The following is a 16,247-nucleotide window of genomic DNA, read 5'->3' on the forward strand; positions in this document are numbered from 1 at the left end:
GCGCCCGAAGGGCGTGGTGGAGGGGCCGGCTCGGTCCTCATCGTCACATGGCGGCGAGATCGATTGCTTCGGCGCCGGCCCCACCACCACCAGCCTGCGGCTGGCGGTCCCCCTCCCCGTTCCGGTGAGGACATATCCGCGCCGCCCACACGCTCACTTCAGCAGCGTCTGGTTCCAGAACATCAGCCCGGTCCAGAACTGGTAATCGGCATTCTCCTTCTTGGCGAAGCCGTGGCCCTCGTTCTGCCCCAGCAGGTGCCAGGCGGTGCCGCCCTTGGCGCGGATCGCCTTGACGATCTGGTCGGCCTCGCTCGCCGGCACGCGCGGATCGTTGCCGCCGGTCACCACCATCAGCGGGATGTTCAGCCTGTCGACGCTGGTCAGCGGGCTGATCTCCAGCAGCTTCTGCTTCTGCTCGGGCACCCGCTCGTCGCCATATTCGACGCGGCGCAGGTCGCGGCGATAGCTCTGGGTGTTCTCGAGGAAGGTGACGAAGTTGGAGATCGCGACGACGCAGTTCGCGCCCTTCAGCCGCGCGCCGTAACGGATCGCCACCGCATAGCACATATAGCCGCCATAGGAGCCGCCGGTCACCGCGAAGCGGCGCGTGTCGAGCGCCGGATCCTTGTCGAGCGTGTCGAGGAAGGCACCGATATCCTTCACCGAATCCTCGCGCTTGAAGGGGCCGTTGTCGAGGCCGACGAAGCGCTTGCCGAAGCCCGACGAGCCGCGGACATTGGGGAAGAAGATGGCGATGCCCAGCTCGTTCAGCAGATAATTGTTGCGGCCGACGAAGCCGGGCTGGAACTGCCCCTCCGGCCCGCCATGGATGTTGACGATCAGCGGCCGCTTGCCCGGGAATTTCCTCGCGTCGGGGCGATAGAGGAAGCCCGAGACCGTCTCGCCGTCGAAGCTCTTCACCTCCACGAGCTGCGGCTCGACATTGCTGTTGGTGTCGAGCCCGCCGGTCTCGCTCTGCGTCCAGCGGGTGACGGCCAGCGTCTTCGGATCGATCGCATAGGCATCCGCCGCGCTCTTCGCGGAGGTGAAGGTCAGGCCGATCGCGCCCCAGGGCGCGATCTCGAGGCCGCCGGCGACGCCCGCGGGAAGGCCGGTCACCGTGCGCACCTGTCCGGTCTTCGCGTCCATCAGCTTGACGCGGCTGCTGCCCGCCTCGTTGACGATATAGGCGATGAAGCTGCCGTCGGGGGCGACGTCGAAGCCGTCGATATCCCATTTCGGATCGGGGCTCTTCACCGTGAACGTGCCGGTCGCGGGATCGAGCGTGCCGAGGCGGAGGAAGTCCGAGCCCTCGTCGCTGGTGACGTAGAGCGTCCCGTCCGGCGCGAACTCGGCGGCGGCATAGGCGATGTCGCGCTTGTGGTCGCCGATCGGCGTCATCGCGCCCGAGGCGAGGTCGAGCCGGAACAGGTTGGATTTGGCGATGGAAATATATTGCACAGCCACCGCGGTCCTGCCGTCGGGCGCGATTGCGGCGATCGCCCAGCCGCCGCCCTTCACCTGCGCCACCATCCGGTCGCTCTTCGGATCGCGCGGGTCGATCAGATAGAGGTCCGAATCGCTGCCGTTGCGGCGGGTGGAACTGTAGGAGAGCCAGCGGCCGTCATGGCTCCACACGCCGATCTCGTTGCGGCTCTTGCCGTCGGTCAGCAAGGTCAGCCGCCCGTCCTTCAGCGCATGGAGCTGGTAGAACTCGCTGCCGCCGATGTCCTTGGACGCGACGAGCACGTCGCCCCTGGGGGACCAGCTGCCGCGGACCGGTTCCTCCTCGAAGCTGATCTGGGTGCGCGCCATCATCGGCCCGGCGACGCGGTGGAGCTGCGCGACATTGCCGAAGCGCGTGGCGATCAGCATCGACTTGTCGGCGCTGTTCCAGCCCTGAAAGGCAGCGGTGCGATATTCCATATAGGGCCGCGTCTTGAGCGCGAGGTCGGCGGGCACCGCCGGAATGCCGTCCGCGACGAGCGCGGCGGGCTTGTCGACGACGGCGGCCTCGTCCTGCGCGAAGGCGGGCAGGGCAAGGGTGAGAAGCGCGGCGCCGGACGATGCGGCGGCGAGGCGGAGTTTCATGGCGAATATCCCCTGTATCGGTCTGTTGCCGGCAGGTTAGGCGGGGCCTTGCGGAGCGTCCATCGACGCTCGTCGAAACTGTGAATGGGCGTGCGGCTCGACATCGCCGGCACGCGGTGCCAATCGCGCCCGATGCTGTTGCCCCCGCCGCCGACGCCGTTCGTCCTGCTCGATGACGCACGTCTCGCCGGTGCCGCCGATGCGCGGCTCTACGCCGCGCCGGAGCGGATCGTCGTCGCGCACCACCGCGATGAGATGCGGCCGGCGCTGGCCGCACTGCGGGGCGCCATCGCGGACGGCCTCGATGTCGCCGGCTTCCTCGCCTACGAAGCGGGCCATGCGCTGGAGCCGCGGCTCGGCGGGCTTCGCGCGCAGCCGGAGGGGCCCTTGCTGTGGTTCGGGCTGTTCCGGGGCTGGCGGTCCATCCCCGCCGCCGAGGTGCCGGCGCTGCTGCCCGATCCCGCCGGCGGTCATGTCGCCCCCGCGCGGCCGCTGATCAGCCGCGCCGCCTATGGCGCCGCCTTCGCCGAGGTCCAGCGGCTGATCGCGGCGGGCGACATCTATCAGGCCAACCTGACCTTCCAGGCGCGGATGGCGACCGCCGGCCACCCGCTCGCGCTCTATGCCGGGCTGCGCCGGCGCGCGCGCGCGGGGCATGGCGGCATCGTCTTCACCGGAGAGCGCTGGCTGCTCTCGCTCAGCCCCGAACTCTTCTTCACGCTGGAGGATGGCCGGCTGACTGCCCGGCCGATGAAGGGCACCGCTGAGCGCGGCGTCGATCCGGCGGCGGACGCGGCGCTGGCGGCGGACCTCGGCACCGATCCCAAGCAGCGCGCCGAGAATCTGATGATCGTCGACCTGCTCCGCAACGACCTCACCCGCGTCGCCGCACCCGGCAGCGTCTCGGTGCCCAGGCTGTTCGAGGTGGAGACCTATCCCACCGTCCACCAGCTGACCTCCACCGTCACCGCGCGGCTAGCCGAAGGGCGGTCGGCGGTGGATGTGGTCGAGGCGATCTTCCCGTGCGGGTCGATCACCGGCGCGCCCAAGATCCGCGCGATGGAGGTGATCGACGCGGTCGAGGCCGCGCCGCGCGGCGCCTATACCGGCGCGATCGGGCGGATCGACGCGGCCGGCGACGCGTCGTTCAACGTCGCGATCCGCACTCTGTGCCTCGCCGATGGCTGCGCCACATTGGGGCTCGGATCGGGCATCGTCGCCGATTCGGATGTCCACCTCGAATGGCGCGAGGCGCTGGCCAAGGGCGCGTTCGCCGCGAGCGCCGAGCGCTTCGACCTGATCGAGACGATGGCGTTCGATCCCGTGGGTGGCATCGCGCTGCTCGACCTGCACCTTGCCCGCCTGACGGCGAGCGCCGCGGCGCTCGCTTTCGCCTGCGATGCCGCGGCTGTCCGCGCCGCGATCCTGCGCGCCTGCGACGGGCTCGACGCGCCGGCGACCGTCCGGCTCAAGCTGTCGCGCAGCGGCGCGCTGGCGGTGGAGCGGCGGCCGATGCCGCCGCCGCCGGCGGGGCCGGTTCCGGTGAAGCTGGTCCCGCTGCCGGTCGATCCGGCGGACTTCCGCCTGCGCCACAAGACCAGCGCGCGCGGCTTCTACGATGGCGCGCGCGTCGCCGCCGGCGCGTTCGAAACGCTGTTCGTCGACCCCCAGGGCTTCCTCACCGAAGGCAGCTTCACCAGCCTCTTCGTCGAACGCGATGGTCGCTTGCTGACGCCGCCGCTGGCGCGCGGCCTCCTGCCCGGCGTTCTGCGCGCGTCGCTGATCGCGGCGGGCCGCGCTGTCGAACAGGATCTGCGGCCGGACGACCTGCAGGATGGGCTGCTGGTCGGCAATGCCCGCCGCGGGCTGATACGGGCCACGCTCGCCGTTTGAGCTGCGGTTATCGGGCGTTCGTCGAATGTGACGGTTTAGGGTCACGCAGGCGGTTGCCGTAACGATCCCCGCCGCCTATGAGCCGGCGCGAAATCACCCAAGCCAAGGCAGCACACCATGCGCACGACCTCTGCCGCGCTGGACCGTATCCAGCCGTCCGCCACCCTTGCGATGACCAGCCGTGTGCTGGAATTGAAGGCGAAGGGCGTCGACGTCATTGGCCTCGGCGCGGGTGAGCCCGATTTCGACACGCCCGATTTCGTCAAGGACGCCGCGATCGAGGCGATCCGCGCGGGCAAGACCAAGTACACCAATGTCGACGGCACCGCCGAACTGAAGGCGGCGATCGCCGCCAAGTTCAAGCGCGACAACGGCCTCGACTATGCCGCGAACCAGATCAGCGTGAACGTGGGCGGCAAGCACACCCTGTTCAACGCGCTGGTCGCGACGATCGACGCCGGCGACGAGGTCGTGATCCCGGCGCCCTACTGGGTCAGCTATCCCGATATCGTCCAGTTCGCCGGCGGCGTGCCGGTGTTCGTGAAGGCGGGCGCCGACCAGAACTACAAGATCACCGCCGGGCAGCTCGACGCCGCGATCACCGCGAAGACGCGCTGGGTGATCCTGAATTCGCCGAGCAACCCGACCGGCGCCGCCTACTCGGCGGACGAGCTGAAGGCGCTGGCCGAAGTGCTCCGCCGCCACCCGCATGTGTGGATCATGGCGGACGATATGTACGAGCATATCGTCTATGACGACTTCAGGTTCGCGACGATCGCGGAGGTCGCGCCCGACCTCTACGAGCGCACGCTGACCGTCAACGGCTGTTCCAAGGCCTATTCGATGACCGGCTGGCGCATCGGTTTCGCCGGCGGCCCGACCTGGCTGATCAAGGCGATGGCCAAGCTGCAGTCGCAGTCGACCTCCAACCCCTGCTCGATCGCGCAGGCGGCGGCGACCGCGGCGCTGAACGGCGACCAGGGTTTCCTCAAGGATCGTGCGGCGGCCTTCCAGAAGCGCCGCGACCTCGTGGTCGGGTTGCTCAACGCCATCGACGGGATCACCTGCCCGACGCCGGAAGGCGCCTTCTACGTCTATCCCGAAGTGTCGGGCCTGATCGGCAAGACCACGCCGGACGGGGTGACGATCGACACCGACGAGACGCTGATCGGCTATCTGCTCGATACCGGCCGGGTGGCGGCGGTGCATGGCGGCGCGTTCGGCGTGGAGCCGGCATTCCGCGTCAGCTACGCGACGTCGGAAGCGATCCTCACCGAGGCGTGCAACCGCATCGCGGAGGCGTGCGCCGCGCTTCGCTGAACCGGGCACGACGCCACGGTTCAACAGACATTCAGCGCCGCATCGCCATGTGATGCGGCGCACAGACGAACTCTCGGGACAGAGCTAGGCTGAGTCACATCGGGATTGATGCGGCGAAAGCCGAAATGGGGTTTCTGGTTATGCGTAATGTTATCCGGTCCGATTTCTTCCGGCACTTCATGAGCGGCTTCCTGGTCGCCGCGGTCGCGCTCGTCGCGCTGCAGCCGGCCGACCAGAAGGCCGAGCTCAAGGCGCGCATCCACGCCGCGGTCGAGCAAATCGCCTGATGCACGGGCGGACGCCGCTGCGTCCGCCACCCGGCTTCGTGCGTAGCTTCGTCTGTCGCCGTTTCATGGGCGAGGTACGGAGTTGAAGGCATGAAGGCCGCAGTCGCATCCACCACAGCCATCGTCGCGCTGACCCTTGGGGTTGGCGCGATTCTTTTCGAGGGTGCCCGCCCGGCACCCGCGCACGCCGAGGCAGCGGTGGCGATCGCCCCGCCGCGCGTCGATATCGATCCGCCCAAGGGCATGCAGACCGCGATACTCGCCGGCGGCTGCTTCTGGGGCATGGAAGGCGTGTTCCAGCATGTGAAGGGCGTTCGCCGCGTCGAATCGGGCTATGCCGGCGGCAGCGCGGATACTGCCACCTACGACCAGGTCAGCACCGAGCGCACGCGCCATGCCGAGGCGGTGCGCATCGTCTACGATCCGCAGGTGATCAGCTATGGCCGGCTGCTGCAGATCTATTTCTCGGTCGCGCACGACCCCACCCAGCTCAACCGCCAGGGGCCGGACACCGGCCCCAGCTATCGCTCCGCGATCTTCCCGCAGAGCGAGGCGCAGAAGACGGTGGCGACGCGCTATATCGCACAGTTGGGGGCGGCGGGTTCCTACAAGCGGCCGATCGTGACGAAGATCGAAAGCGGGCGCTTCTACGCGGCGGAAGCCTATCACCAGGACTTCCTCAACCGGAATCCGAGCCACCCCTATATCCGCATCAACGACGCGCCCAAGGTGGCGAACCTGAAGGTGACCTTCCCGGCAATGTGGCAGGCGGCGCCGGCGCGGTGAGATCGCCAAAAGCCCCTCCCCTTGAGGGGAGGGGAAGGGGGTGGGGAGCGGCGGCGGGGGCTCAATGCCGTCGACGGCGCCGTTGTTTCCGCGCGCGCGGAAGCGCGCTGCGCTCGCCTCCACCCCAACCCTTCCTCTAAAGAGGAGGGGCTAAGTCCGTCACCCCCGCGCCATCGTCCGCGTCAGCCGGTAGAGTCCGAAGATCGTCGCCACGAACAGCAGCGGCCCGAGCAGCGTCGCCACCCCCTCGAACGCCGGTCCGACCACCGCCAGCGGCGCGTCGCTGTCCGTCAGATATACCAGACCTGCGAAGGTGACGCCGAACAGGCTCTCGCCCACGATCAGCCCGGTCGCGGCGAGCACGCCCAGACGCTCGGCGAGCTCGGGGTTGGCCTGGCGCCGCGACCAATTCTCATGGAGCTTGCCGATCAGCGCGCCGATCGGGATCAGCAGGGTCAGCGCCATCGGCAGATAGATGCCCATCCCGACCGCCAGTGGCGGCAGGCGACGGCGGTTGCCGGTGAAGCGGCCGAGGAGTTCGTCGATCGCGATCACCGCGACGCCGATCAGCGCGCCATAGCCGATCAGATCCCAGCGGATGTCGCCGCCGAGCACGCCCTTGGCGAGCGCCGAGATCAACGCCGCCTGGGGGGCTGCGAGCGCGCCTTCCTTGGCGTTTGGCGCGCCCTCGAACGTCATCGTCGTGTTGAGCAGGTCGAGCACCGGCGCGATCACCAGCGATCCGAAGATCACGCCGAGGATCAGCGCAAGCTGCTGCTTCCAGGGCGTCGCGCCGACGAGCTGGCCGGTCTTGAGATCCTGCAGATTGTCGTTGGAGATGGTGGCGATGCTGAACACGATCGCGGTGGTGAACAGCGCATAGGCGACCAGCGCGGCGCTGGTTTCCGGATCGCCGCCGGTACCGTAGAGCAGGGCGAGCAGCACCGCCGCGCCCAGCACCGCGAGAATGCCGACGCCCGAGACCGGGCTGTTCGAGGCGCCGATCAGGCCCGCCATATAGCCGCACACCGCGGCGATGATCGCGCCGACCACCACCACGTAGACCAGCGTGCCGGCGATGATGCCGGCGGCATGTTCGGCGATCGGGGTGCCCGCGCTGAAGCTCCACAGCAGGCCGGCGATCGGCAGCAGCGAGGCGAGGATGACGCCGCCGATGATGCCGATCGGCAGGTCGCGCTCGGTGAGCTCGAGCATGCCGCCGGCGCGGCGGGCCTCCGCGGCGGCCATCGCCGATCGGATGCCGGCGGCGATCGGGCCGAGGATCTTGAGCAGGGTCCAGATCGCGGCGATGCCCATCGCGCCCGCGCCGATGAAGCGCACCTGGTTGCGGAAGGTGCTGCCGACCAGCGCTGCGACGTCCGTCCCCGCCGCCTGGCCCCAGGTGAGCATCGGCACCAGCACTGCCCAGGATGTCAGCATGCCGACCAGCATCGCGATGCCGACGGTGAGGCCGACGAGATGGCCGACGCCGATCAGCGCCATGCCGAGGCTGGTCGAGGCACCGCTGGCGCCTGCGCCGACGCGGAAGGCGGTCGCCAGTTCGGCGACGGCGAGCTTCATCGCCGCGAGCAGCGAGAATCCCGCCGCACCCAGCGCGCCGAACAGGATCGCGCGCAGCCCCATGGCATTCTCGTCGGCGCCCGCCTCGGTGCCGGCGCCCACCTTGAGCACTTCGGCCGCCGCGACGCCTTCCGGATAGGGCAGGTCCGATCCGGTCACCAGCGCGCGGCGCAGCGGCACCGAATACATCACGCCGAGGATGCCGCCGATCGCGCACACCGCGACCGTCGTCCAATAGGGGAAGCCCTGCCACCAGCCGACCATGATCAGGCCGGGCAGCACGAAGATGATCGCCGCCAGCGTGCCCGCCGCCGAAGCGATGGTCTGGACGATATTGTTCTCGAGGATGTTGGATCCGCCGATCAGCCGCAGGATCGCCATCGAGATCACCGCCGCGGGGATCGAGGTGGCGAAGGTCAGCCCCACCTTGAGCCCGAGATAGACGTTGGCGGCGGTGAACAGCAATGTGATCACGCCGCCGAGGATGATGCCCCGGATCGTGAGTTCGGGCAGGCTGGTTTTGGTTCCCGTGGTCATCAGGCCGTTACGCACGAAACCTGGCGGGGTGGCAATGGGGGGCGGCATCGGAGCGGGCCTCCGATGTCCCCCGCATCTGCGCTCGGGAAGAAAGATGAGGGCGTGGAGAAGAACGCATCATCCCCCTCCGTTCGCCTCCCTCGACTTCGCCCGGGGCGAACGGTTGTGTGGAGGGTGAAGCCCCTCACAACAGCGACAGAAACTCCTCGAACTTCCCGTTCCGCCCCACCGGCAGCGTCCCCTCGAAATAGGTCAGCGCGATCCGGAACGGGTGCTGCAGCTTCCAGTGCAGATGCGCGACCAGCGCGGCTTCCTCGTCGCCGGTCAGCGGGCGTTCGGTCACCAGCCGCACCTCGATGCGGTCGATCTCGTGCTGGCGGAACTGATATTGCCGGATCGGCGCGATCTCGCGGAACTGCTTGTAGCCGGTCAGCGGCCAGTGGCGGCTGCCGTCCGGCTTGACGATCATGTTGCGTTCGCGGCCGAGGATGCGGCGCATCGTCGGCAGGCCGCGGCCGCACGGGCAGGCGCCGCCGGCCTCGGCATGGTCGCGAATGTCGTAGCGGATCATCGGCGTGACATGGTTGTGCAGGTCGGTCACCAGCACGCGGCCGCGCTCGCCCGGTGCGCAGGCGCGGCCGGCCTCGTCGACGATCTCGACGATCACCGTCTCGGCCATCACATGATAGAGTCCGCTGCCCGACGGGCATTGCAGCGCGAGATAGCCCATTTCCTCGGACGAATAGCAGTCGAACACGCGTCCTTGTTCGCGCCCCTCGACGCGCTCGATCAGGTCGGGGGAGAGCGTTTCGCCCAACGTCCGCCAGCGCGCGACGAAGCCGAGGTCAACGCCGCGCGCATCCGCCTCGTCGATCAGCGCGGCGAGGTTGCTGGGGTAGATCATCACGCTCGACGGGCGGAAACGCTGCAGCATCTCGAGCTGGGCGCGGATGTCGGTCCGGATGTCGATGCGCAGCCCCGGGCCGGTATCGAAGAACAGGTTTGCGGGAACGCCCCAATCCTTGTCCTCCCCGCAATCGACCATGTTGGCGCGGATCGCGGCGAGGCGGCCGGTGAGATCGGGCTCGGCCCACAGATGGTAGCGCATCGTCATCGCCAGCCAGTGGAGCTGGTTGACCGCGGTGCGGCGGACGATCACCGGCTCGCCGGTCGATCCCGACGTGTTGACGGTGCGGACGGGCTGGTGGCCGGGCAGCACCTGATCGATGTGGATCGGCTCGCTGGTCGATTGCACCATCCGCCGGGTCAGCAGCGGCAGCGCGGCGAGCCCGTCGGGCCGCGCCAGCGCCGCGGCGTCGAGCCCCGCCTCTGCCAGCCGGCGGGCGAAGCGGGGCGAATGGCGCGCGAAATGATCCGCGACCATGCCGAGCTGTCCGCGCTGCCGCGCGGCGATCGCATCGGCGGGGAGCCATTGGCTGGCATCGAGCTGATGGAGCAGCGCCGCGAGCGAGGCGGCGCGGCTGCTGAACAATGGCGGCCAGCGGCTGCCGGCGATGTCGCCGCGCATCAGGCCGAGGCGCGGGTCGGGTGTCATGGCAGGTCGATCACCAGCAGCGGGCAGCGTTCCGCGAGCGGATAGCCGGACGTTTCGACGAAGTGCGGCGCCTGCGCCCAACCCGGCACCAGCGCGAGGACGGCATCGCGCGACGGATAGCAATGGACGTAGCGCGAGCCGCGATAGGCGTCGAACTCGGCGATCGTCGCAAGGCTCCAGCCGCTCGCCTGCGCGAGCGCCATGCGATCGGGGAAGAGCGCCTCGAAGCGCGCGAAAAGATGCGCGCTGCTGATGTTGGGCAGACCGTCCGCCACGCTGATCGCCATGTTGAAGCGCTGCTTGAACGCATGAAAATCGAGCCCGCCGGCGAAGGCGGCGTCGCGCACCGTCGCCACCCGCTCGCATGGATCGGGCGTGGCGAAGCAGCGCAGCACGATACGGCCGCCGGGCCGGATCACGCGGCGGAGTTGCGCGAACAGCAGCGGTTGCTCCATCGGCAGGCTGAGCATCGAAACGATGCCGTCGCCGATCGCGGCGGCGACGCTCGCCTCGGCCAACGGCATGCGCTTCCAGTCGCCGATCACGACGTGGCGCTGCGGCGCGCTGCCGGGCCAGGCGGCATCCACCATCGCGCGGCTCCAGTCGACCGCGACCAGATGGCGCGGCACCGCGGCGAGTTCGGGGGTGACGCCGAGCAGCAGCGTCGGCCGCGCATCGTCGCGCGCGCCCACGGCGTCGAGCAGTGCCGCAACGGTGGCTGCAACCCCGGCATCGGGGCGCAGCGGCGGCCGGATCGTCGCCCAGCGCCGGTGGAAGTCGCGCAGCTCTTCGGCGAGGTCGGAGGGCATCGCGCCCGGCGGAGGCGCGATGCCGGTCACCGGCCCTTGAACAGCCCGCCGAGCAGGCCGCGCATCAGTTGCGCGCCGAAATTGCCGGCAACCTTGCGGCCGATCGAACTGGCGGCCGAGCGTGCGGCGGACTGGACCATGGTTTCGGCGAGGCTCGGCCTGGCCGCCTCCTTCGCGCGCCGGGCGGCTTCGCGGGCGGCGTCCCGCTCCTGCGCCTGGCGCGCCCGTTCTGCCTCCTTGGCGGCTTTCGCCGCCTCGCGCTCGGCGGCCACGCGCGCCTTCTCGTCTTCCTTGGCCTGCGCCGCGTCGAGCCGGGCCTGTTCGGCCGCGGCCCTGGCCTCGGCAACCGCGGCGCTCGCCTCGGCCGCCTTGGCGGTCAGCAGTTCCTCGGCCGACTCGCGGTCGATCGCCTCGTCATATTTCGTGCCGATCGCGTCGGTCTCGCGGATCACGCCGCGCTCGACGGGGGTGACCGGACCGACGCGCGAGGCGACCGGCTTGATCAACGTCCGCTCGACGGGAGAGGGCGATCCATCCGCCTGCAGCAGCGAGACCAAAGCCTCGCCCACCTTCAGTTCGGTGATCGCGGTGGCGGCGTCGACGCCGGGATTGGCCCGGAAGGTCTCGGCGGCGGCGCGGATCGCCTTCTGGTCCTTCGGCGTGAAGGCGCGCAGCGCATGCTGGACGCGGTTGCCGAGCTGGCCGGCGACGGTCTCGGGGATATCGACCGGGTTCTGCGTGATGAAATAGACGCCGACCCCCTTCGAGCGGATCAGCCGCACGACCTGTTCGATCTTGTCGAGCAGCGCCTTGGGCGCATCGTCGAACAGCAGATGCGCCTCGTCGAAGAAGAAGCAGAGCTTGGGCTTGTCCGGGTCGCCAACCTCGGGAAGCGTCTCGAACAGCTCGGAAAGCAGCCAGAGCAGGAAGGTGGAATAGAGCTTGGGGCTCGCCATCAGCTTGTCGGCGGCAAGGATGTTGACGATGCCGCGGCCCTTGTCGTCGCGCGCGATCAGGTCGGCGATGTCGAGCGCGGGCTCGCCGAAGAAATGGTCGCCGCCCTGGCTGCGGAGCTGGAGCAGCGCGCGCTGGATCGTGCCGACCGTCGCCTTGCTGACATTGCCGTAGGTGGTGGTCAGCTCGGCCGCGCGCTCCGCGCAGTGCGCGAGCATCGCCTGGAGATCGTCGAGGTCGAGCAGCAGCAGCCCGTCCCTGTCGGCGACGTGGAAGGCGATGGTCAGCACGCCTTCCTGGGTGTCGTTGAGGTCCATCAGCCGTGAGAGCAGCAGCGGCCCCATCTCCGACACGGTGGTGCGCACGGGGCCCTGTTCGCCGAACAGGTCCCAGAACTGCACGGGATTGTCGGCATAGCGCCAGTCGCTGTAACCGATTTCGGCGGCGCGCGTGGCGAAACCGTCATGCACCTTGGCGGTCGGCGATCCGGCCATGGCGAGGCCGGAAAGGTCGCCCTTCACGTCGGCGACGAACACCGGCACGCCCGCCCCCGAAAAGCCCTCGACCAGCCCCTGCAACGTCACTGTCTTGCCCGTGCCGGTCGCGCCTGCGATCAGCCCGTGGCGGTTGGCGCGGCGGAAGTTGAGGATCTGGCGATTGCCGCCGCCGACCCCGACGAACACACCCTCAGCGTCAGCCATCATCCCTCCCGCACCGGCACCGCGCCGGACCATGTCTTAGAACAGTCGCGCGGGAGGGGAAATGGCGTCAGGCGCTGACCAGCCGCGGCAATGCCGCGGCATAGCGCCGCACATCCTCGATCCGTCCCGTCGAGACGCGCGACCATTGCGTCCAGCGGCCATAGGTACCGCGGATCATCACGCCCTGGCCGGCCATCGCCTTCTGCAGCCGATCGGCGTCGGGCACCTTCACGAAGACGAAGTTGGTCTCGGAGGGGAGGGCGGTGAGCCCGGCGGCCTTGACCGCGTCGAGGATGATGCCGCGCGCCTCGATCACGCGCTGGCGCGACATGGTGGTGAAGGCGGTGTCGTCATAGGAGGCGATCGCCGCGGCCAGCCCGGCGCTGTTGCCGCCGAAGCTCGTCAGCCAGCCGCGGATGATCGCGGCGTGCTCCGCGCTGGAGATCGAATAGCCGATGCGAAGCCCGGCCATGCCGTAGATCTTGGAGAAGGTGCGGCAGACGATCAGGTTCGCGCCTTCCTTCACCAGCGGCATCACCGATCGCGCGTCAGGCTGGTCGGTCAGTTCGTTATAGGCCTCGTCGACCAGCACCGTCGCGGTCTTGCCCGCGGTGCGGACGAAGCCGCGCAGCGCTTCGCCGTCCAGCACCATGCCGGTGGGGTTGTTGGGGTTGCAGATATGGATCAGCCCGACGTCGGGGCCGAGGCCCCCGGCCAGGCCGGCGAGATCGATGCCCATGTCCGCACCCAGCGCGACGCGCTTCAAGGTCGCACCCTTGCGTTCGGCATAGACCGCGGTCGTGTCCCAGAACAGGTCGGGGCAGAGGATGCTCCCCTTGTCGCGCCACGCCATCGCGATCGCGCAGAGGATCTCGGTCGAACCCGAGCCGACGACGACCTGTTCGGGCGAGACGCCATGGCGCTCGGCGATCATCGCGGTCAGCTTGTTGAGCCCGCGATCGGCATAATAGCAGCCGCGCGCCGCGACATCGGCCATCGCCCGGATCGCGCTGGGCGCGGGCCCATAGGGATTCTCGTTGCGCGAGAGCAGGGCCACGCCGTTGGGGGCGCCGAATTCCGCTGCGACGGCGGGGGTCGGCATGATGGCGGCGGCGCGTGTGCCGATCGCCACCGCAGCAGGCGCCGCCGCGGCGGCACCGATCAGGGAACGTCTCGTCAGTCCTGTCGTCATGATAACCCCCTTGTCGTTCGCGTTCAGCCCATCAGCGCGTTCCGGATCATCGTTGCGCCGACGAAAAGCAGGTAGACGCCGAAGCTGCGGCGCAGCAGCGGCGGGCTCAGCCGGTGCGCCGCGGCGACGCCCAGCGGCGCGGTCAGCATCGAGGTCGCCATGATCGCCAGCGCCGCGGGAATGTTGACATAGCCGAGCGTGCCGACCGGCAGGTCGGGCTCGCCGAGGCCGATCGCGATAAAACCGATCGTCCCCGGCACCGCGATGATCGCGCCAATGCCGGCGGCCGTGGCGATCGAGCGATGGATCGACTTGCCGCACAAGGTCATGACGATGATCGCGATCGTGCCGCCGCCGATGCCGAGAAGCGAGGAAAAGGCGCCGAGCGAGCCCGCGATCGAGGCGCGGGCATAGCCGCCCGGCATCTCGGAGGCGATCCGCCGGTCGGCGAGGATCGGCACGAGAAAGTGGATCGCCATCACCGCCACGCCGGTGCCGAAGATCAGCGCGAGGATCGTGCCGTCGACGCGGTCCGCAACCAGGACGCCCGCACCGACGCCCAGCACGATCCAGGGTGCCCAACTGCGCAAGATGTCGAAATCGACGGCGCCGCGCCGGGCATGCGCCTGAACCGAGCGGAGCGACGTGCCGACGATGGTGGCGAGCGACGTGCCGATCGCGACATGCGCCAGATGCTGCTTGTCGCCGCCGAGCAGGGGCAGCACGAGAAACAGCGCCGGCACCACGACGAAGCCGCCGCCGATGCCGAACAGGCCCGCGGCGAAGCCGGCAAACAGCCCCGCGGCCAGCATCGCCGCCACCGGTATCAGCCAGACGCCAAGGTCCATCCGCGCGGCAACCCCCAGATGCGCTCACGCTGCAACGCAGCGGGCGCATGCAACCCTATTGTCGGGGGCTTGGCCAGTAATTTTTCGACCAGGCCCGTTGCTTGCCCGGCCGTGGTGGGTGGGGCAGGGTTTGCGGGGCGATGGCGATACGGGAGAAAAGGAATGACGGAACAAGGGATCAGCAGCCAGCGCCGGCTGAAATCGATCCTGGGCGGTTCCGCCGGCAACCTCGTCGAATGGTATGACTGGTACGTCTATTCGGCCTTCTCGCTCTATTTCGCACCGGCCTTCTTCCCCGAGGGCGATCGCACCGCGCAGCTGCTGCAGACCGGCGCGATCTTCGCGGTCGGCTTCCTGATGCGCCCGATCGGCGCCTGGCTTATGGGGGTTTTCGCGGATCGGCATGGCCGCAAGGCCGGGCTCACGCTGTCGATCACCTTGATGTGCGCAGGATCGCTGCTGATCGCGATCACGCCGGGCTATGCGTCGATCGGCGTCGGCGCGCCGATCATCCTCGCGCTGGCGCGGATGATGCAGGGCTTGAGCGTCGGCGGCGAATATGGCGCGAGCGCCACCTATCTGTCCGAAATGGCGACGCGCGACCGGCGCGGCTTCTTCTCCAGCTTCCAGTATGTCACCTTGATCATGGGGCAGTTGCTGGCGCTGTTCGTGCTGATGCTGCTGCAACTTGCGCTGAGCGAACTGCAGCTCGAAAGCTGGGGCTGGCGCATCCCCTTCGCGATCGGCGGGGTGCTGGCGATCGTCGTCTTCCGAATCCGCCGCGGGCTGATCGAGACCGAGAATTTCACGCGCGGACAGGCGAAGGAGGCGCCGCGATCGGGGCTGTTCGCGCTGTTCCGCCTCCACCCGCGCGAAGCCTTCACGGTGATCGCGCTGACCGCGGGCGGCACCCTCGCCTTCTATGCCTATTCCACCTACATGCAGAAATTCCTCGTCAACACCGCGGGCTTCGGCCGCGAGACCGCGACGACGATCATGACCGGGGCGCTGTTCATCTACATGTGCCTGCAGCCCGCGGCGGGCGCGCTTTCCGATCGGATCGGCCGCAAGCCGCTGATGGTGGGATTCGGCGTCGCAGGGCTGCTGATGACCGTGCCGATCTTCCGGGCGCTCGAACGCACCGATGATCCATGGATGGCCTTCGCACTGGTGGTGGGGGCGCTGGTGATCGTCACCGGCTATACCGCGATCAACGCCATCGTGAAGGCCGAGCTGTTCCCGGCGCACATCCGCGCGCTCGGCGTCGCCTTGCCCTATGCGATCGCGAACACGCTGTTCGGCGGCACCGCCGAGATCGTCGCGCTCAAGCTGAAGGACGAAGGCGTGGAACAGATTTTCTATTGGTATGTCAGCGCGATGATCGGACTGTCGCTGATCGTCTATCTCGCGATGCGCGATACGCGGACGAACAGCGCGATCGATCGCGATTGATCGGGGCCCCGCGGCCGAAAGGCGTGGTTGGGGGTGTGCGCTCAGGCATCCGATGCCGCTGCACTCTGAATGAAAAGGGCGGCCCCCTTCCACCGCTGGCCCGGAAAGGGGCGCGCGAATGCCCGCGTTCATCGCGGCAGCGCAGATAAAAGAAGCGCCATGAAACGCCGACGGGCAGCCGGCGCTTCATGGCGTAATCGCTTGCAGCAAAAGCGAAATCCCCCGGGCCGAGGTCCGGCCC

At 68.8% G+C, this 16,247-nt stretch carries 12 protein-coding genes; 5 read left to right on the forward strand and 7 right to left on the reverse strand.

Translation table 11 applies throughout. The features are described 5' to 3' along the window. Window positions 1–153: 153 nt before the first annotated feature. On the reverse strand, window positions 154–2,091 hold the full coding sequence (locus tag NX02_RS27435; RefSeq protein ID WP_025295370.1) for a S9 family peptidase: 1,938 nt from the start codon (window positions 2,089–2,091) through the stop codon (window positions 154–156). A gap of 132 nt (window positions 2,092–2,223) precedes the next feature. On the opposite strand from NX02_RS27435, the gene pabB reads away from it, so the two are divergent. From pabB to msrA, 4 genes are all read left to right on the forward strand, one after another. After that, window positions 2,224–3,984 carry an aminodeoxychorismate synthase component I gene (gene pabB, locus NX02_RS27440; RefSeq protein ID WP_025295371.1) on the forward strand — a complete coding sequence of 587 codons (1,761 nt, stop codon included), beginning with the start codon at window positions 2,224–2,226 and terminating at the stop codon, window positions 3,982–3,984. Window positions 3,985–4,101: 117 nt separating this feature from the next. After that, on the forward strand, window positions 4,102–5,304 hold the full coding sequence (locus NX02_RS27445; protein ID WP_025295372.1) for a pyridoxal phosphate-dependent aminotransferase: 1,203 nt from the start codon (window positions 4,102–4,104) through the stop codon (window positions 5,302–5,304). Between the two features lie 140 nt (window positions 5,305–5,444). After that, window positions 5,445–5,591, forward strand: a complete 147-nt coding sequence (locus NX02_RS33185; RefSeq protein WP_169787216.1) for a hypothetical protein — start codon at window positions 5,445–5,447, stop codon at window positions 5,589–5,591. Window positions 5,592–5,681: 90 nt separating this feature from the next. Beyond that, window positions 5,682–6,377 carry a peptide-methionine (S)-S-oxide reductase MsrA gene (gene msrA, locus NX02_RS27450; protein ID WP_039996881.1) on the forward strand — a complete coding sequence of 232 codons (696 nt, stop codon included), beginning with the start codon at window positions 5,682–5,684 and terminating at the stop codon, window positions 6,375–6,377. A gap of 159 nt (window positions 6,378–6,536) precedes the next feature. On the opposite strand, the gene NX02_RS27455 is transcribed toward msrA, so the two are convergent. From NX02_RS27455 to NX02_RS27480, 6 genes are all read right to left on the reverse strand, one after another. After that, complete coding sequence (locus NX02_RS27455) at window positions 6,537–8,495, reverse strand: OPT family oligopeptide transporter (protein WP_025295374.1); 1,959 nt, start codon at window positions 8,493–8,495, stop codon at window positions 6,537–6,539. A gap of 184 nt (window positions 8,496–8,679) precedes the next feature. Continuing rightward, a complete protein-coding gene (locus tag NX02_RS27460) occupies window positions 8,680–10,050 on the reverse strand; it encodes a phenylacetate--CoA ligase family protein (protein ID WP_025295375.1) in 1,371 nt (456 codons plus the stop codon). After that, window positions 10,047–10,889, reverse strand: a complete 843-nt coding sequence (locus NX02_RS27465) for a class I SAM-dependent methyltransferase (RefSeq protein WP_025295376.1) — start codon at window positions 10,887–10,889, stop codon at window positions 10,047–10,049. The genes NX02_RS27460 and NX02_RS27465 overlap by 4 nt, the downstream gene beginning before the upstream one ends. After that, a complete protein-coding gene (locus NX02_RS27470; RefSeq protein WP_025295377.1) occupies window positions 10,886–12,514 on the reverse strand; it encodes a helicase HerA-like domain-containing protein in 1,629 nt (542 codons plus the stop codon). The genes NX02_RS27465 and NX02_RS27470 overlap by 4 nt, the downstream gene beginning before the upstream one ends. 67 nt (window positions 12,515–12,581) lie before the next feature. Further along, on the reverse strand, window positions 12,582–13,706 hold the full coding sequence (locus NX02_RS27475) for a pyridoxal phosphate-dependent aminotransferase (RefSeq protein WP_025295378.1): 1,125 nt from the start codon (window positions 13,704–13,706) through the stop codon (window positions 12,582–12,584). Window positions 13,707–13,729: 23 nt separating this feature from the next. Further along, window positions 13,730–14,554 carry a sulfite exporter TauE/SafE family protein gene (locus NX02_RS27480; protein ID WP_025295379.1) on the reverse strand — a complete coding sequence of 275 codons (825 nt, stop codon included), beginning with the start codon at window positions 14,552–14,554 and terminating at the stop codon, window positions 13,730–13,732. A 162-nt stretch (window positions 14,555–14,716) separates the two neighbouring features. On the opposite strand from NX02_RS27480, the gene NX02_RS27485 reads away from it, so the two are divergent. Further along, window positions 14,717–16,006 carry an MFS transporter gene (locus tag NX02_RS27485; RefSeq protein WP_025295380.1) on the forward strand — a complete coding sequence of 430 codons (1,290 nt, stop codon included), beginning with the start codon at window positions 14,717–14,719 and terminating at the stop codon, window positions 16,004–16,006. The last annotated feature ends 241 nt before the right edge of the window (window positions 16,007–16,247 follow it).

This window comes from Sphingomonas sanxanigenens DSM 19645 = NX02, assembly GCF_000512205.2.
In the GTDB taxonomy this organism is placed as follows: domain Bacteria; phylum Pseudomonadota; class Alphaproteobacteria; order Sphingomonadales; family Sphingomonadaceae; genus Sphingomonas_D; species Sphingomonas_D sanxanigenens.